At 62.4% G+C, this 16,143-nt stretch carries 16 protein-coding genes; 14 read left to right on the top strand and 2 right to left on the bottom strand.

Annotated elements, in window-relative coordinates; genetic code table 11:
• Window positions 1-53 precede the first annotated feature (53 nt).
• The 8 genes from C0456_RS05070 to C0456_RS05035 all read left to right on the top strand — a co-directional run bounded on the left by C0456_RS05070 (window position 54) and on the right by C0456_RS05035 (window position 8,268).
• Window positions 54-338 carry a hypothetical protein gene (locus C0456_RS05070; protein ID WP_291049112.1) on the top strand — a complete coding sequence of 95 codons (285 nt, stop codon included), beginning with the start codon at window positions 54-56 and terminating at the stop codon, window positions 336-338.
• A 67-nt stretch (window positions 339-405) separates the two neighbouring features.
• Window positions 406-945: an isopentenyl-diphosphate Delta-isomerase gene (gene idi, locus C0456_RS05065; RefSeq protein WP_291049110.1), complete on the top strand. Its 540-nt coding sequence runs from the start codon at window positions 406-408 to the stop codon at window positions 943-945.
• A gap of 75 nt (window positions 946-1,020) precedes the next feature.
• Complete coding sequence (locus C0456_RS05060; protein ID WP_291049107.1) at window positions 1,021-1,575, top strand: cytochrome c family protein; 555 nt, start codon at window positions 1,021-1,023, stop codon at window positions 1,573-1,575.
• A gap of 118 nt (window positions 1,576-1,693) precedes the next feature.
• Window positions 1,694-2,707: a magnesium chelatase ATPase subunit I gene (bchI, locus tag C0456_RS05055; RefSeq protein ID WP_291049104.1), complete on the top strand. Its 1,014-nt coding sequence runs from the start codon at window positions 1,694-1,696 to the stop codon at window positions 2,705-2,707.
• Window positions 2,704-4,479, top strand: coding sequence for a VWA domain-containing protein (locus tag C0456_RS05050; RefSeq protein ID WP_291049102.1), 1,776 nt, complete (start codon window positions 2,704-2,706; stop codon window positions 4,477-4,479). Before bchI ends, C0456_RS05050 begins: the two co-directional genes overlap by 4 nt.
• Before the next feature lie 10 nt (window positions 4,480-4,489).
• Entirely contained in the window at window positions 4,490-5,389 is a 900-nt protein-coding gene (gene bchO, locus C0456_RS05045; RefSeq protein ID WP_291049099.1) for an alpha/beta fold hydrolase BchO, read from the top strand.
• A complete protein-coding gene (locus tag C0456_RS05040) occupies window positions 5,386-6,699 on the top strand; it encodes a DUF3422 family protein (RefSeq protein WP_291049096.1) in 1,314 nt (437 codons plus the stop codon). The genes bchO and C0456_RS05040 overlap by 4 nt, the downstream gene beginning before the upstream one ends.
• Window positions 6,700-6,717: 18 nt before the next feature.
• A complete protein-coding gene (locus C0456_RS05035) occupies window positions 6,718-8,268 on the top strand; it encodes a phytoene desaturase (protein ID WP_291049094.1) in 1,551 nt (516 codons plus the stop codon).
• Here C0456_RS05035 and C0456_RS05030 read toward each other — a convergent pair.
• On the bottom strand, window positions 8,238-9,746 hold the full coding sequence (locus C0456_RS05030; protein WP_291049092.1) for an FAD-dependent oxidoreductase: 1,509 nt from the start codon (window positions 9,744-9,746) through the stop codon (window positions 8,238-8,240). The two genes, C0456_RS05035 and C0456_RS05030, sit on opposite strands and share 31 nt — an antisense overlap.
• Before the next feature lie 24 nt (window positions 9,747-9,770).
• Between C0456_RS05030 and C0456_RS05025 the strand changes: the two genes are divergently transcribed.
• Window positions 9,771-10,820, top strand: coding sequence for a phytoene/squalene synthase family protein (locus C0456_RS05025; RefSeq protein WP_291049089.1), 1,050 nt, complete (start codon window positions 9,771-9,773; stop codon window positions 10,818-10,820).
• Between the two features lie 10 nt (window positions 10,821-10,830).
• Window positions 10,831-10,986: a hypothetical protein gene (locus C0456_RS05020; RefSeq protein ID WP_291049087.1), complete on the top strand. Its 156-nt coding sequence runs from the start codon at window positions 10,831-10,833 to the stop codon at window positions 10,984-10,986.
• Between the two features lie 11 nt (window positions 10,987-10,997).
• On the opposite strand, the gene C0456_RS05015 is transcribed toward C0456_RS05020, so the two are convergent.
• The gene (locus C0456_RS05015) at window positions 10,998-11,957 is read right to left on the bottom strand and encodes a carotenoid 1,2-hydratase (protein WP_291049085.1); all 960 of its coding nucleotides are present in this window, start codon (window positions 11,955-11,957) and stop codon (window positions 10,998-11,000) included.
• 73 nt (window positions 11,958-12,030) lie between these two features.
• Between C0456_RS05015 and C0456_RS05010 the strand changes: the two genes are divergently transcribed.
• From C0456_RS05010 to C0456_RS04995, 4 genes are all read left to right on the top strand, one after another.
• Window positions 12,031-12,903, top strand: a complete 873-nt coding sequence (locus C0456_RS05010; RefSeq protein WP_291049083.1) for a polyprenyl synthetase family protein — start codon at window positions 12,031-12,033, stop codon at window positions 12,901-12,903.
• 26 nt (window positions 12,904-12,929) lie between these two features.
• A complete protein-coding gene (locus tag C0456_RS05005) occupies window positions 12,930-14,021 on the top strand; it encodes a methyltransferase (protein WP_291049076.1) in 1,092 nt (363 codons plus the stop codon).
• A gap of 89 nt (window positions 14,022-14,110) precedes the next feature.
• Complete coding sequence (bchC, locus tag C0456_RS05000; RefSeq protein WP_291049073.1) at window positions 14,111-15,130, top strand: chlorophyll synthesis pathway protein BchC; 1,020 nt, start codon at window positions 14,111-14,113, stop codon at window positions 15,128-15,130.
• Window positions 15,123-16,139 carry a chlorophyllide a reductase iron protein subunit X gene (locus C0456_RS04995; RefSeq protein WP_291049070.1) on the top strand — a complete coding sequence of 339 codons (1,017 nt, stop codon included), beginning with the start codon at window positions 15,123-15,125 and terminating at the stop codon, window positions 16,137-16,139. The genes bchC and C0456_RS04995 overlap by 8 nt, the downstream gene beginning before the upstream one ends.
• Window positions 16,140-16,143 lie beyond the last annotated feature (4 nt).

Genomic DNA, 16,143 nt, shown 5'->3' with positions numbered 1-16,143 from the left:
AGCGTTGACGCTCCGCCATCATCGCGCCATCTTGAAGGGTGAAAGTGACATACATGGTACAGACACGCGCCCCTTCTGATCCCATTGCCAGCCTGCTCGCCGCCTTGCGGGTGGGCGTTGCCCTCACCGTTCAGGTGCTTGCGGGGCTGATGCTGGTGCTGGTGGCAGGCCTTGTGGCCCTGGTCACGGCGATTGCCGGCATCACCCTGGCGGCGGCTGCCATCGCCATGCGGCTCACTGCGGCGCGCCGGGGCAACCCTTCGAGAGCATCGGCAATGGCCGAGAGCGCCATTACGCTGGAAGCCCGCCGCACGCCACGCGGTTGGACGGTCGAATAGTAAAAACCAATTGACACTTTATGGTGTCAATGAACATGTTCATCAAAACGTTCCGGAGAACGTTCTGATGAACGACCAGGCTGAACAAGTAATTCTCGTCGATGAAGCCGATCGGGCCTTCAGCCATGGTGGAAAGCTTCAGATCCACGAGGATGGCTTGCTCCACCGGGCCTTCTCGATCTTCGTCTTCAATTCATCCGGAGAGTGCCTTATCCAGAAGCGTGCGTCCGGCAAATATCATTCTGCCGGCAAGTGGGCGAACAGCTGCTGCGGTCACCCCAGGCCGGGAGAGCCGACGGCGAAGGCTGCAGGACGCAGGCTCACTGAAGAAACGGGCCTCAAGGTGCGCTTGGTTTACGGGTTCAAGAGCCGCTACACCGCCCGGCTCGACAATCAGATGATTGAAAATGAGATTCCCCACCTGTTTTTTGGGCGCACTTCTGCGCCGCCAAATCCCAACACAGACGAGATCGAGGATATTGATTGGGTGACGCTGGACGCGCTGGAGGAGGACGCCCGCGTCCGGCCCGATCGGTACGCTGTCTGGCTGCGCCACTACCTGCATCGCCATGCAGACGCGCTTCGCTTCTGGAGGGATCGCATTTAATTGCCAGCATCTTCTTGGCGGCAGAACAGAGCAACCTAGTTCTCATTGGTAATGAGGAAATAACGGAGGAACGAAATGCGCCTTTTAATACGTAGACTGACGGTCCCGGCTTTGGGCGGCCTGGCAGTCATTCTTGCGGCTTGCGGTGGATCGGATACGGGAACACCCGCGCCTGCGGCAGCCCCGGCTGCCACCCCGGCGGAAACGGCCCCGGCCGAGCCTGCCGCTGTTGACCCCGCACCGGCTGAAGCGGCTCCGGAAGCGGCGCCTGAGACCACGGAAGCGGCAGTGCCTGCTGCGGGGGCTACAGGTTACGCGGCGTATACCGGTGATCCGGTCAAGGGCAAGCGCGTCTTCGCCCAGTGCATGACCTGCCACGCCGTCCAGGAGGGTCGCAATAATGTTGGCCCCTCTCTCTACCAGATTGTAGGGCGCGAGTCTGGCACCATTCCGGGGTTCAAATACTCTGCGGCAAACCAGAATTCTGATGTCGTGTGGACAGAGGAAAACCTGTTCGAGTATCTGGAAAATCCGCAGGCCTACATTCCAGGAACCATCATGGCATTCCCCGGACTGCGTAACCCTCAAGACCGTGCAGACGTGATTGCCTATCTCAAAAATCCGACCTGACGCCTTATAATCCGATCAAGCTGGAAAAATTAAAGCCGCCTGATCCCGTCAGGCGGCTTTCTTTGTTTCAAAACTTGACGTACGCTGGTGTCAATCTGGATTGACGAAAGGCGGGCTCGTGACCTTGTTTCCCTTCGCTGCCATTGTAGGCCAGCAGGCGTTGAAGGACGCGCTCATCATGGCGGCCATCGAGCCGTCGATCGGCGGTGTGCTGGCGCTCGGTGACAGGGGTACGGGAAAATCTACCGCCATCCGCGCTCTTGCAGAGTTGCTGCCTGCCATTGATGTCGTGAAAGGGTGCCGCTTCAATTGTGCGCCCGGCGCACGCAACGGAATGTGCGAAGCCTGCTCCAAGCCAGGCCGCAGGGCGACCTGCCGGATGACCGCGCCCGTGGTGGACCTGCCTCTCGGTGCAACGGAAGACCGTGTCACCGGCGCGCTCGACCTTGAACGCGCACTAGGCCATGGCGAAAAGCAGTTCGAACCCGGACTGCTGGCGCGGGCGCATCGCGGCTTCCTCTATATCGATGAAGTCAATCTGCTGGACGACCATCTTGTCGACCTTCTTCTGGATGTGGCTGCGTCAGGGGAAAATGTGGTGGAGCGCGAAGGGCTGAGCGTCCGGCATCCTGCCAAATTTGTGCTGGTCGGCAGTGGCAATCCGGAGGAGGGGGATCTGCGCCCGCAGCTTCTGGACCGGTTTGGCCTTTGCGTGGATGTGCGGACATCCGCTGAAGTGAAGGAACGTATCGAGATCGTCCGGCGAAGAGACGCCTATGAGCGCAACCCGGATGATTTTGTAGAGGATTGGGCGGAGGCGACAGAGGAGCTTCGTGCCCGGATTGTCCAGGCGCGTGGCGCCATGGGCCGGGTCGAAGTGCCCGAAGCCGTTCTCGAAAAGGCGGTCGAGCTTTGCTGCAAGCTGGGCGCAGACGGGCTGCGAGGGGAGTTGACGCTGCTTCGCGCCGCGCGGGCCCGCGCAGCGCTGGATGGGGAAGATACGGTCACCGAAGCTGCCCTGCGGTCCGTTGCGGTGTCTGCTCTTCGTCACCGCTTGCGCAAGGATCCGCTCGACGACACGGATGCGTCCGTCAGGGTCGAGCGGGCGATGACCGAAGTTCTCGTCTCATGATCTCCGCCGGCGCTCCCGTTCCTGAAAAAGGGCTCTGCCGGGAATCGCTGGCCGCATTGCAAGCCGAGATGGTCCGCCGGGCAGATTATATGCTGGCCCTTGCGGCGCTTATGCCGTCCCGGCTGGGCGGCGTTCTCGTCGAGGCGGCGTCGCCGGACGCAAGCGCCCATCTCACTCAGCAACTCTCTGGCTGGATGACGGGCGGCGGGCGCGCGGTTCGTCTGCCGCCCGGCATTTCGGATGATGCGCTCCTGGGCGGTCTCGACCTTGCCGCCACACTGTCAGTGGGCAGGCCGGTGATCCAGCCGGGGCTGCTTTCGGCCGCTGATGGCCGCTGCCTCGTTATTCCGATGGCGGAGCGCCTGCCGCGCCAGACCGCTGCTCAGATCAGCCGGGCCCTTGATTGCTCCATAGTCATGACAGAGCGAGAGGGGGTGTCCTGCAGTACACCCTCAACCTTCGCCGCGCTCCTGCTTTCGGATCCAGCCGATGCGAGTGAAGCGGTGCCAGAGATCCTGAATGCCCGGATTGCCTTCCGCCTGCCAGGCGCTTTTCTTCCGGCGCAATGGGCGCCTCTCTTCTCTGCAAAGGATATCTGTGAGGCCAGGGCCCGCGCGCCGGGTGTGGATTTGCCCGACCCATTCATTGAAGCGATGGCAGTGGCGTGCGAGACGCTCGGCATTGGCGATCCGCGAGTGTTGGCATTCGCATGCGCAAGCATGCGCGGCCTTGCAGCGCTTTCCGGCGAGCCTTGCGTGCAGGAGGCCCATGCCGAGCTGGCAGCAAGCCTCGTGCTTGGTGCGCGTGCCGCGCCGCAAATGGAAATGGACCAGCCACCCCAGCCGCCTCCCGATGAGGCCAAGGGGCAGGACAAGGGCCGGGATGGTCAGTCTGTAGACGATTTGGCAGAACTCGTTGTCGCAGCAGCCCGCTTTTCGGCGCAGATTGACGCTGCGGCCAGGGGCAAAAAAGTCCGTAAACGAATGAAGGGTGAAGTGGCGAGTGGCAAATCCGGGGAAATGGTGGACTCCTGGCAGCGTGGGTCGAGGATCGATGCCCGCGCAGGCGACCCCCGGCGGCAGGGACGCCTTGACCTGATCGCGACCTTGAGGGCCGCGGCGCCCTGGCAGAAGATCAGGCCGCGCCGGGAAGGCGGCGCGCCGATTGCCATCCGGGCGGCGGATTTCCGGCTGAAGCGATTCCGGCACAGGTCTGAAGCGGTAGTCATCTTTGCGGTGGATGCGTCCGGGTCCACCGCAATGAACCGCCTTGCCGAAGCCAAAGGCGCGGTGGAGTTTCTGCTCGGCGGCTGTTATGCGCGCCGCGAATCTGTTGCGGTTCTCGCTTTCCGCCGTCAGTCGGCGGAAGTTCTGCTCCCGCCGACACGCTCCCTCACGCGCGTCAAACGCTCGCTCGCCGGGCTTCCCGGCGGCGGCGGCACGCCGCTGGCAGCGGGTATCTCCGCCGCGCAGGTAATGAGCGAGCAGGAACTCCGCAGGCGGCGCAGCCCCTATATTGTTTTCCTGTCAGATGGCCAGGCCAATGTCGGGCTGGATGGGGCCGGGGGGCGCGAAGGGGGCGGCGCGGACGCCAGCCGGATGGCGCGCCGGCTCAAAGGTGCACACCTGCCCATCCTGTTTCTGGATACGTCACGCCGCCCCAACGCTGACGCGCGGCGTCTGAGCGACGAAATGGGAGCGGTCTATCGTCCATTGCCGTTTGCTGACGGGAAGTCGGTTTCCGACACTGTCAGGCAAACGCTGCTGAGTTGAGGGCCGCTGAATGACCCCATCTCTTGTCTGGGATACGGACGGCGCAAACTGGCCCAACCGGCGGTTCAGCCGGTTTGTGGATGCTGGCGCCTGCCGCTGGCACATTCAGCGGGCGGGCGCAGGTCCAAGGGTTCTGCTGATCCACGGAACCGGCGCCTCAACCCATTCCTGGGCGGGGTTGTTCCCGCTGCTTGCGGCCAGATGTGATGTTCTGGCTGCGGATTTGCCCGGCCATGCCTTCACGCGCGCCACGGAGGCGGCAGAGACATCGCTGCCGGGAATGGCCGCCGGGCTGAGCCAGCTTATCGGCCAGACCGGCTTTCAGCCAGATATCCTCATCGGGCACTCAGCCGGGGCGGCGATCGCGATCCGGCTGGCCGCAAATCTGGCGCAGCCGCCCGCTTACGTTATCGGGCTCAATGCCGCCCTGCGCCCACTTGGTGGAATGGCAGGCCTTGCTGGGCCGTTTATTGCCAGAGCCATGACCGTCAGCCCCCTGATGGCAAGGTTGATTGCGCGCCGCGCCTGTGACCGGGACCGCATAGCGAGGTTGATCCGGTCGACAGGATCGACCCCGTCAGAACCGTATCTTGGCATCTACGCAAAGCTGTTTGCAAATCCCGCACATGTGCGGGGAACGCTGCGGATGATGGCGGGTTGGGACGTGTCGGACATAGACCGAGACATCCGCCGCGCGCCGTACCCGCTTGCGCTGATGACCGGTGATCTTGATCAGGCAGTCTCGCCAGCCGAGGCAGCGGAGTTTGCCAGCCGCTATAAGGGCGTTCACCATCTGCCACTGACAGGGCTGGGGCATCTAGCCCATGAAGAAGATCCCGAACGCATTTTCGAGGCACTCCTCGCCCTGATCGGAGATCGTCAGTTCGAGGGAAAAAGAGCCCGGGCATGATACCGCTTCCGGAAAACCATGAGCAGCGTTTCCATCTCAGCAACGAGGTGCACGCCCGTCCGCCGGAGCCGCTCATCGGAGGGGTCAAGCTGTCCTGTATCGCGCTGACAACAAGCTGGCCCTATTCCGACAAGGATCAGCAGGTCGTCGCCGAATTGACGCGCCGCTACGGGGCAACACCGCCTGGGCCCGGGGTCAAGCATTACAGCGTTGACCTGAAAGATTTCCGGCTGATCTGGGAACGGCATACGGAGTTCACCCGGTATACCTTTATTGTGCCGGCCAGGAATGGCGACGCGTTTTCTCCCTCGGCAATCAGCGCGGCGCCGGCCGACTGGCTCAAATCCCTTCCAGGGGAGCTTATCGTGGCAACCCATGCGGCCCTCCTTCCCGCCGAAGGCGAAATACCCGCGCCCGGCGCCCTTTCTGAACAGTATTTCAGTGCAAATGCGCTCATCGGCGCAGCAATTGCCGGAGACGCGGGCGTAACCATTACGGATTTCCGTTTGCATGCAGATGGTTTTTCACGATTTCTGCTGCTGAACCGGAACATGACGCCGTGGCATGCAGGGCGCATCGTGCAACGGCTTCTGGAGATCGAAACCTACCGTATCATGGCTCTGCTGGCTTTGCCGGTCGCGCAGGCGCTGGTCCCTAAACTGTCCGCCTGGGAGGCAGAACTGTCGCAAATCACTGACGCCATGACGCTCGCTGGCACAGATGATGAAGCCCGCCTTCTCAACCGCCTTACCGCGCTGGAGGCCGCCATCGAAAAAAGCCACACCCAGACCCAGTTCCGGTTTGGGGCCGCCGCCGCGTATTATGCCCTGGTCCAGCGGCGCATTGGCGAACTCAGGGAAGTGCGCCTCGCAGACATGCAGACTTTCCACGAGTTTACCGAGCGCCGCCTCGCGCCGGCGATGGAAACCTGCATTTCGATATCAAACCGGCAATCAGCCCTGTCCGAACGCGTCGACCGCGCTGCCCAGCTTCTGTCTGCCAAGGTGGACAAGGCGTTGCAGCTGCAGAACCGGCAGATTCTGGAAAGCATGAACACGCGGGCGGAGCTGCAGTTGCGTCTTCAGCAGACGGTTGAAGGCCTCTCGGTGGCGGCGATCACGTATTACATGGTGGGAGTGGTCGGGTATTTTACAGGGGGGCTGGCGGCGCTGGGCGTGGCTGTAGACCCCAAGTTTGCAATGGGTCTGGCGGTGCCGGTCGCGTTGGGTCTGGCGGTTTATGGTGTCTGGCGAACGCGGCGCGAACTGGCCGGGCGCGAGGACAAAAAAACTCCAACGGTTACTCCATGAAGGGCGGGAAAAACTCCAATGGACGGATCTGATTTCCGGAGCTTTGAAGGCCCTGCGACGGGCGCTCCCCGGGTGGTTGTCATCGGCAGCGGCTTCGGCGGGCTGGCCGCTGCCGTCCGCCTTGCCGGGAAGGGATACAGGGTCACCGTGCTCGAACGGCTGGATGCCCCTGGCGGCAGGGCCTCGGTTTTCCGGCAGGACGGGTTCACCTTTGATGCCGGGCCCACGATCATCACGGCGCCTTTCATGCTCGAAGAGTTGTGGGCATCCGCAGGCGCGAAACTTTCCGACGATGCCACTCTCCGGCCGTGCGATCCCTTCTACACGATCCGTTTTGCCGATGGCGAAGTGTTCCGCTACAGCGGCGACCCGGCCGCCATGCTTGCCGAAGTCGCCCGGATTTCACCGGAAGATGTGGATGGCTACCAGCGCTTCCTGCAGAAAAGCGCGGGCATCTATTCGGTGGCATTCGAGGCGCTGGCCGACAAACCGTTCCATTCCATTCCGTTTACAGCCGCAGCCATGGCAGACCTTGTGCGGCTGGAAGGATACCGGTCCGTCTACGGAATGGTATCCCGCTATTTCAAGCATCCCCATCTCAAGACGGTGTTCAGCTATCATCCCCTGCTGGTTGGCGGAAACCCTTTCACCACGACGGCCTATTACTGCCTGATCGCGCATCTGGAGCGGCAATTCGGCGTCCATTATGCCGAGGGCGGTATGGGGTCGCTGATCCGCGGGCTTGTGCGGGTGCTTCGGGAAAATGGCGGCGAAATACGCTGCGGCGCCGAAGTCGAGACAATCCTGACGAAGAACGGAAAAGCCTGCGGCGTGAAACTGGCAAGCGGTGAAAGCCTGGAGGCCGATATCGTTGTCTCCAATGCCGATCCAGGCTGGACCTATGGCCGGCTTATGTCAGAGGCGCCGCGAAAGCGCTGGACCGATCGCAAGATTGCGGCTGCGGATTATTCAATGGGCCTGTTCGTCTGGTATTTCGGCACGCGCCGCCGGTTTGAAACGGTTGGCCATCACACCATTCTGATGGGCCCGCGATATCGGGGGCTGCTCGACGATATCTTCATCCGCAAGACGGTTGCCGATGATTGCAGCCTGTACCTGCATCGCCCGACTGCGAGCGATCCGTCGCTTGCCCCGCCGGGCCACGACGCCTTCTATGTGCTGAGCCCGGTTCCCAATCTCGCATCGGGAACCGACTGGGCGCGCGAAGGCGAAGCCTACCGGCAACGGGTTCAGCGCAGACTTGAAGACACCGTTCTTCCCGGGCTCGGCGCGGAGATTATCTCCTCGCATTTCGTGACCCCTGCCGATTTTGAAACACGCTACCTTTCTCCCCTGGGGGCAGGGTTCTCGCTTGAGCCGAAACTGTTCCAGAGCGCCTGGTTCCGCCCCCACAATCTCAGTGAAGAGGCCAGCGGGCTCTATCTGGTCGGGGCGGGCACTCACCCGGGGGCAGGGCTGCCGGGGGTGTTGTCTTCAGCCAAGATTGTCGCTGACCTCCTGCCCGATGCAGCCGCCTATCAGCCCGGCGCGGCTCTATCCGTATCCTGACAGATGGCGTCTGCGGCAAGCATGCCCGACACAAGCGCCATGGGCACACCTGCGCCCGGATGGGCAGAGCCGCCCGCGAGATAAAGCCCTCTGACCGGAGACCGGGAAGCGGGCCGCCGGAAACTGTCGAACGGCCCATGATTGACCGCGCCATAGAGCGCGCCGCCAGCGCCCGGAAAATCATGGGCGAACTCTTCCGGGCGGGTCAGGACCGTCGCGCCCCGGGAAAACTCCACCTCCAGCCCGAACCTGCCGAGATAGCCGGCAAGCCAGCCGGGATATTCATCGGCGTCAAACCAGGGGGCCTTCAAATCCCCATCAGCCGGGGCGTTGATCAGGCAGAAGAGGCGCTCCTTTTCAGATGGTACACCGCCGGCACGGTCCTCAGCGCAGATATAGACTGTCGGCTCAGCGGTAATCCTGCGGCGCTGGAAAACGGCATTGAACTCGTCTGCATAGTCATTGCCGAAGAGCACGGTGTGATAGTCCAGCGGAAATCCTCTGGTCTGGGCGTGGGCGCACAGGGTTATGGCCGAAAGAGAGCGCCGGTTCCGGGGCAGGGGCGGGGCAGCCTTCCGGACCGCGCTGCCCAGCAGGGAGGCGCTCAATGCTGCAGCGTCGCCATTGAAGAGGACGATATCTGCGGAAAGCCTCTCGCCATCGGCGAGCTGCACGCCGGTTGTCCGGCCACCGTCTGTCAGAATGCAGCGAACAGACGTGTCCGGACGGAAAACCGTGCCGAGCCTTTCGGCGGCCGCAAGCAGAGCGCCCGCCAAAGCCGGCATGCCCCCGCGCACGATGGCAACACCTTCCTGCTCAACCCGGCTGATGACCATCAGCGTTGCGGGCGCCAGAAAGGGCGACGAGCCTACATAGGTGGCATATCTGCCAAACAGCTGGATCAGCCGGGGATCGTTGAAGAAGGATCTGAGCTCGCTTGCCAGCCGGCTGAAAGGCCGCGTCGCCAGCAGCGCGGCAGGATTATGCAGCCCCATGCGGCGAGCGAGGGAAACCGGGTCTGGCTTCGGGGCCAGCATGAAACTGTCCCGCAAGGTGTCCGTCATGAAATGGATCGCTTCGCAATAGCGCCGGAAGCCTTCGGCCTCCTTCTGGCCGAAAGCGTCGCATATGGCGCGGCGCGACTCGTCCGGATCCGGAAAAAGATCGAGTTGCGTGCCGTCCAGCCATGCGTGCCGCGCAAGCCGCTCGCAGGGAAGAAACAGCGGCTCGTCTGTGGGCAGGGCCCCGCCCTGGCGCAGCAGATCCTCGGCGATATGGCGCCAGGTGAGAACCGTTGGGCCATTGGAAATCTGGGCGGGTCCCGCCTGAACCCGCCGCATCTTGCCGCCGGCATGGCCATGACGTTCCAGCAGGGTGACGGAAAATCCGGCGGCGGACAGGCGGATTGCGGCCGCCAGCCCGCCGGCGCCTGCGCCGATTATGATCACCTGTCTTCGCATCGCGCTTGCGAAAATCATTCAGACAGGTCTTAATGTCAAACCATGTGGACACACTCGCTGCCCGATGAGCCTGATCACCTGCCCGCTTCCGGAGATGTTGCAGAATGTGCCCGGCTGATCCGCGAGGGGTCTAAGAGTTTTCATGCCGCTTCCCTGATATTGCCTGCCGATGTTCGCCAGGGCGCGCGGGCGCTTTATGCGTTCTGCCGGGTCGCCGACGACAGGATCGATGAAGGCGGCAATCCGCAGGCGGCTCTTGCCATCCTGCGGCGCCGTCTTGCAGGCGCCTATGCCCGGCGGCCGGAGAACAATCCTGTGGACCGGATGTTTACCTGGGTTATCGGCCAGTATGCGATTCCCCGCGCGGTGCCTGAGGCTCTGCTGGAAGGTTTTGCCTGGGATGCGGAGGGCCGGGTCTATCAGTCCTTCGAGGATCTGAAAGCCTATGCCGTCCGGGTCGCCGGCACAGTTGGCGTGATGATGGCGCTGGTGATGGGCGAGCGGCGGCCTGTGGCGCTTGCCCGCGCCATAGACCTCGGCATTGCCATGCAACTGACCAATATCGCGCGCGATGTTGGCGAGGATGCAAGGGCAGGGCGCTGCTATCTTCCGGAAGACTGGCTCATGCAGGCCGGCATCTCGCGGGCGGCTATCCTGGCGGCGGAGACAGCGGACCCGACGATCCGGGCCTTGGTGCGGAGGCTCCTTCGGGCCGCCGATACATTCTATATCTCCGGTCTTGCGGGGACAGACTATCTGCGTCCGGACTGCCGGGCCGCGATCCGTGCAGCTGCCCTGATTTATCAGGATATTGGCCGGGTGATCGCCGCCCAGGAGTTTGACTCCGTCAGCCAGCGCGCGGCCGTTTCCAAGAACCGGAAGCTGCAACTTGCCTTGCGCGCCCTCACTCTGAAACCGGCCGGTGCCGGCTCGTTCGAGACAGACAGGGCAGGCCTTTTCCTCATTGAGGCGGTCGCCCGCCGCCCCCTTCCTGGCCGCCCGGTGGTGGACGGCCTGGCCGGATGGCCGTGGGTGATGGATCTTTTCCTGCAGATGGAACGCCGCCGGGAAACCGGATCGGTGATGGAATAGGGCGGATCCCATGCCGGAGTTTCACGCCCTTTTCCTGTTGGAACTCGTCGTTTTCAGCGGGGCCGCCATTGCCTGGGGCCTGTGGGAATTGTGGCAAACAGACAAAGCCATCAAGAAGACGAGGGCCGCCGAAGAGGCGGCGCGGTCTGCCGAAATGCCTGACTAGGCCAGCCGGGTTCAGGCGCGTCTCGGCATCCGGAAAGGCAGCATCAGCTTGACGAGCGTCTTGCGCAGACGGTCAGCATCGAGGCTTTCATGGACGCCGGACGCCCATTGCCCATCTATCCGTGTACTGAGAGTGGAGCGGCTGTAGAAGGGCGTATCTTCCAGGGTTGCGCCCAGGGTCATGGGGGAGGTGTCGAGCGCATGCGTTCGCCGGCGGATACCGAAGATGCGCGTTGCTCCAAGATCGGTAGGCGGTGGGTGCGTGGCAGTTTCGAGCCGCCCGTCAGGATGAAAGCGGAGCGCATGGCTTGTCTGCTCGCCCGAGCGAAGATCGGCCGTATAGCTCAGCGAAGTGATCCCGTTTTTCTGATGAAGGCGCGACCAGTCCCAGTAACGGAAAGCGTCTTCGAGAGGGGCGTCTCCGAAATTCATGTCAAAATAGCCGGTGCCCCGCCAGGAAAGGGCCGGCGCGTCAAAATTCACCTCCACATCGGCCATCGGCGCTACAGGCCGCCATTGATGGGCTCCGGCCCGGTCAATGGCGAAGAAGCGATCATTCATGACCCTGGGCGTCAGGCGCACCCTGCCTCTGACGGCGTGGGGCAGGGGCATGCCGGTTTCGCGCAGGTTTGCGGTAAGGCTCGTTCCGTCCCAGTGAACGTGGCTCGGGCCGATCGCGATTTCATCCGGACCGAGACGGACCCGGCGGCGGCCGCGTTCCGTCATCGCCCAGCGCCGGTGGCGCCGGCCATATAACGCAACGTTCACGGCGCAGTGGTTGAGCGGATCATTCCGTCCGGACCAGGCATAATAGGGAGAGAACACGCTGCCGACAAAGACGATCAGGGTCAGGGCAAACTCGCCATCATCACTGATGGCATCGATATACCACCAGGCATACCCTTTCGGCGGAACGCTCCGGTCAAACAGACCTGATCCTGCTGCGGCGATGCCTTGGGTCAGCCCGGTCATTCAGTGCTCCATGGGCGTCAATATAAATTGACACATCAATATGACAAGGTACTATGACATATGGAGGCCGCTCATGGATACAGATGCTTTGATCGAATGGGTGCTTGAGCGTTCGGTAAGCCTTGCCTCCACGGGTGAAGCCCCGCCCTTGCTGGCTAAAGCCATTCATCATGCGGTTTTTCCCGGCGGGGCCAGGGTGCGCCCCCGGCTATGTGTTGCGGTCGCCGCCGCCTGTGGTGAGGCGGACTGTCTGCCGCTTGCCGCTGCGGCGGGCGCTGCCATCGAACTCATGCATTGCGGCTCTCTGGTTCATGACGATCTTCCGGCATTCGACGCCGCCGAGCTGAGGCGCGGAAATCCTTCCGTGCACGCAGCATTCGGCGAGCCGATGGCGATCCTTGCCGGAGACGCGCTGATTGTGATGGCGTTTGAAACCCTTGTCAGGGAGGGCGCCCGCAATCCGCTGGCCTGCCTGCAGCTGTGCCGCATCCTTGCCGAAATGACGGGATCGCCCCGCGGGATCGTTGCCGGCCAGGCCTGGGAAAGCGAACCAGTTATCAATCTGACCGCCTATCATCAGGCCAAGACAGCGGCGCTGTTTGTTGCCGCGACCATGTCGGGTGCCGCCTCGGCAGGGGCAGACCCCGCCCGCTGGCGCGGGCTTGGCATCCGTCTGGGCGAAGCTTATCAGATCGCCGATGATCTGCGCGATGTGCTGCTCGGTGAAGATGTTCTGGGCAAACCGGCGGGGCAGGACCAGGCTCACAGCCGGCCGAGCGCGGTCGAAGCCTTCGGGCTTGAGGGCGCTTTCGGGCTCTTCAGCCAATCGGTTGAGGCCGCCGCTGCCGCTGTTCCTGATTGTGCGGGCGCTCCCTTCCTCAGGCAGATCGTGGCCGCGCAGGCGGCAAGGCTGGTCCCCAAGAGCCTGATGCAGCGCGTCGCCTGAGCTGCGACGGGACCAGGGAGGCCGGGATGAGTGTGTCGGACCGGCTGGCCGCCTGGAAAAACCGTCTGATTGCCGATCCGGCCTTTCAGGCCTTTGCCGTCAGCAATCCGCTCACCCGGCCTGTGGCGAACCGCAAGGCGGCTGAAAGCTTCGATCTTGTGGCGGGATTTGTTTATTCCCAGATCCTTGCGGCTGCGGTGGAAACGGGCCTGATCCGGCGGGCCTGCGAAGGCGCCTTTTCAGCCGAAGAATTTTCCGAGGCATCAGGTCTCGGCGTGCCTGGTTCTGAACGATTGATGTTGGCAGCCGCATCGCTCAAGCTCCTGCGCAGGCAATCTGATGGCCGGTTCGCGATCGGAGAAATGGGGGCGGCGCTCCTCGGCAACCCTTCGGTCTTTGCGATGATCCGTCATCATCAGGTCCTCTACCGCGACCTTGAAGACATTATGGGCCGATTGCGCCTGCGGACCGCGGAAACAGAGCTTGGACAGTTCTGGGCGTATCGCGCTGAAGCTGAGCCGGACTCGGCGGGTGCGTACTCCGCCCTGATGGCGGAAACCCAGGCGCTGATCGGGGCTGAAGTGATCCGGGTCGCCAGGATGGGACGCAGCAAATGCCTGATGGATGTGGGGGGTGGCGCAGGCGCTTTTCTCGAGAGAGCGGGAACACGCTTCCCCCATCTGGCGCTTCGCCTCGCAGACCTTCCACAAGTCGTGGTGCAGGCGAGGCAAAGGTTCAAGGGCAGTCCTCTGGAGGAACGCCTGGAAACATTTGGTCTTGATTTTCACGCCGCGCCCCTGCCGCACGGAGCAGATCTGATCACACTGATCCGTGTGCTGCATGATCATGATGATGAGCCTGCAGAGCGCCTTTTGCGCAATATCCGGGCGGCCCTGGCGCCGTCTGGGCGCCTGGTGCTGGCCGAACCCATGGCCAATGCGCGCGGCGCAGCAAGGATGGGGGACGCATATTTCGGCATGTATCTCTGGGCAATGGGCCGCGGCCGGCCAAGGACGTCTGACGAAATCACCGCCATGCTGCGCCGGGCAGGGTTCACGAAAATCGTCACAAGGCGGACGCGCGCGCCCCTGTTGACGTGCGCGATCGAGGCGCGGTGACGCGGCTTTCGCCGGGCCAGCCCGAGTGTCAATCTCGGTTTTCGTAAATTAAGATTGACACTTTAATATGTCCAACTAAAGTTACACATATGGAAACGGGCGTCTTCGACTCTCGCGGGTTCCGTCCCGCTCAGCCCGCATCGGCAGTGTCTCTGGACGCGCGGATGAAGCCTCCCGGATGTGCCCAGGCTGTGCTGTTCGATGGCAACCGGTCGGTACGCCTTGCCCGCCTGGAACTGGAAGCGCTGGAAGCCGGCGATGTGGCTGTGGAAGTTTTCTGGTCGGGAATTAGTACCGGTACTGAGCGTCTGATGTGGTCAGGCGACATGCCGCCCTTTCCCGGTCTTTCTTATCCACTGGTGCCGGGCTATGAGGCGATCGGACGGATCATTTGTGCGCCGGACGCGCCCGATCGGATCGGCGAGATCGTGTTTGTTCCAGGCGCGCGCTGCTTTCGTGCGGCCAGCGGGCTTTTTGGAGGCGCCGCCTCTCATCTGATCACGGCGGGAAGCCGGGCGCATACGGTGCATCTGGCTGATCCCCGCGAGGGCGTTCTGCTTGCGCTGGCGGCAACGGCCCATCACGCCGTTGCGGGGCAGGGGCTGCCGGACCTTATTGTGGGGCACGGCGTCCTTGGCCGTCTTGCGGCTCGGATCGTAATTGCGCTCGGGGGTGACCGGCCTGTGGTTTGGGAAACCAATCCGGCCCGCCGGCAACCCGCGCCCTATAATGTGATCTCGCCTGAAGATGATCCGTGCCGCACCTATCGATCCGTCTGCGATCTCAGCGGCGATGCGCTCATCATCGACAAGGTATTGCCCCATTGCGCGCGCGGAGCTGAGATTGTTCTGGCCGGCTTCTACGCTGAGCGGCCTTCATTTGCGTTTCCGGCAGCCTTCATGAAGGAAATGCGCCTGCGGATTGCCGCAGAATGGCGGCCGGAAGATCTCGTGGCGGTCTTGTCCCTCGTGTCGGAGGGTTCGCTCTCTCTCGCAGGACTGATTACCCATAGCCTGGCGGCTGAAGATGCAGGGGAAGCCTATCGCACGGCGTTCTCTGATCCGGCTTGCCTCAAGATGATACTTAATTGGGATGGTTTCCATGGCTGATGATATCCGGTTCACACTTCATAATACTCAGGACACGTATGATGATGCATTGCGCGCCGAGGCGGCCATCGAGCCGGAAGAAGTAGTATCCGGGCCCGTCCGGAAAGAAACACAGATCATAGCGATCTATGGAAAGGGCGGCATCGGCAAGAGTTTCACCCTCGCCAATCTCAGCTGCATGATGGCCGAACAGGGCAAGCGCGTCCTGCTCATTGGCTGCGATCCGAAGTCGGACACAACCTCGCTCCTTTTCGGCGGCAAGGCTTGCCCCACCATCATCGAAACATCTTCAAAGAAGAAGCTTGCAGGTGAGGAAGTCACCATTGGCGATGTCTGCTTCAAGCGGAATGGTGTGTTCGCGATGGAGTTGGGCGGCCCCGAAGTGGGCCGGGGCTGCGGCGGACGGGGCATCATTCACGGATTCGAACTGCTCGAGAAGCTCGGCTTTCATGACTGGGATTTTGACTATGTGCTGCTCGATTTCCTGGGAGATGTCGTCTGCGGGGGCTTTGGCCTGCCGATCGCGCGGGACATGTGCCAGAAGGTGATCGTCGTGGGATCGAACGATCTGCAATCGCTTTATGTGGCCAATAATGTTTGCTCCGCCGTCGAATATTTCCGCAAGATGGGCGGCAATGTCGGCGTGGCCGGCATGGTCATCAACCGGGATGACGGAACGGGGGAGGCGGCGGCCTTTGCCAACGCTGTCGGGATCCCGGTGCTCGCAACAATTCCGGCCAATGAAGACATTCGCCGCAAGTCTGCCAACTACCAGATTGTCGGCACGGCTTCGTCTCCCTGGGGCGCGCTTTTCTCAGAGCTGGCGGAGAATATCGGAACCTCCGTGCCCAACAGGCCTGCGCCGCTGGTACAGGATGGCCTGCTGTCGCTGTTTTCCTCCAAGGACACCGGCGGCGACATCATTCTTGAGCCCGCGACATTCGCTGACATGTGTGGGGTGGAGCTCGTTGAGAAACGCTCCCTCGAAGTCATCTACGAGGAGCTTTGATTTC

This window comes from Hyphomonas sp., assembly GCF_013823385.1.
Classification (GTDB): domain Bacteria; phylum Pseudomonadota; class Alphaproteobacteria; order Caulobacterales; family Hyphomonadaceae; genus Hyphomonas.
Note: the sequence above shows the minus strand (reverse complement) of the source record. Positions and strands in the feature narration are given on the sequence as shown.

What these genes read in the sequence shown, in the direction of transcription:
- C0456_RS05025 (WP_291049089.1), top strand. Translation starts at nt 9,771, where the DNA reads ATGTGGACACACTCGCTGCCCGATGAGCCTGATCACCTGCCCGCTTCC.
- C0456_RS05015 (WP_291049085.1), bottom strand. Translation starts at nt 11,957, where the DNA reads ATGACCGGGCTGACCCAAGGCATCGCCGCAGCAGGATCAGGTCTGTTT.
- bchC (WP_291049073.1), top strand. Translation starts at nt 14,111, where the DNA reads ATGGAAACGGGCGTCTTCGACTCTCGCGGGTTCCGTCCCGCTCAGCCC.
- C0456_RS05040 (WP_291049096.1), top strand. Translation starts at nt 5,386, where the DNA reads ATGATACCGCTTCCGGAAAACCATGAGCAGCGTTTCCATCTCAGCAAC.
- C0456_RS05020 (WP_291049087.1), top strand. Translation starts at nt 10,831, where the DNA reads ATGCCGGAGTTTCACGCCCTTTTCCTGTTGGAACTCGTCGTTTTCAGC.
- C0456_RS05070 (WP_291049112.1), top strand. Translation starts at nt 54, where the DNA reads ATGGTACAGACACGCGCCCCTTCTGATCCCATTGCCAGCCTGCTCGCC.
- C0456_RS05010 (WP_291049083.1), top strand. Translation starts at nt 12,031, where the DNA reads ATGGATACAGATGCTTTGATCGAATGGGTGCTTGAGCGTTCGGTAAGC.
- C0456_RS05005 (WP_291049076.1), top strand. Translation starts at nt 12,930, where the DNA reads ATGAGTGTGTCGGACCGGCTGGCCGCCTGGAAAAACCGTCTGATTGCC.
- C0456_RS05050 (WP_291049102.1), top strand. Translation starts at nt 2,704, where the DNA reads ATGATCTCCGCCGGCGCTCCCGTTCCTGAAAAAGGGCTCTGCCGGGAA.
- idi (WP_291049110.1), top strand. Translation starts at nt 406, where the DNA reads ATGAACGACCAGGCTGAACAAGTAATTCTCGTCGATGAAGCCGATCGG.
- C0456_RS04995 (WP_291049070.1), top strand. Translation starts at nt 15,123, where the DNA reads ATGGCTGATGATATCCGGTTCACACTTCATAATACTCAGGACACGTAT.
- C0456_RS05060 (WP_291049107.1), top strand. Translation starts at nt 1,021, where the DNA reads ATGCGCCTTTTAATACGTAGACTGACGGTCCCGGCTTTGGGCGGCCTG.
- bchO (WP_291049099.1), top strand. Translation starts at nt 4,490, where the DNA reads ATGACCCCATCTCTTGTCTGGGATACGGACGGCGCAAACTGGCCCAAC.
- C0456_RS05030 (WP_291049092.1), bottom strand. Translation starts at nt 9,746, where the DNA reads ATGATTTTCGCAAGCGCGATGCGAAGACAGGTGATCATAATCGGCGCA.
- C0456_RS05035 (WP_291049094.1), top strand. Translation starts at nt 6,718, where the DNA reads ATGGACGGATCTGATTTCCGGAGCTTTGAAGGCCCTGCGACGGGCGCT.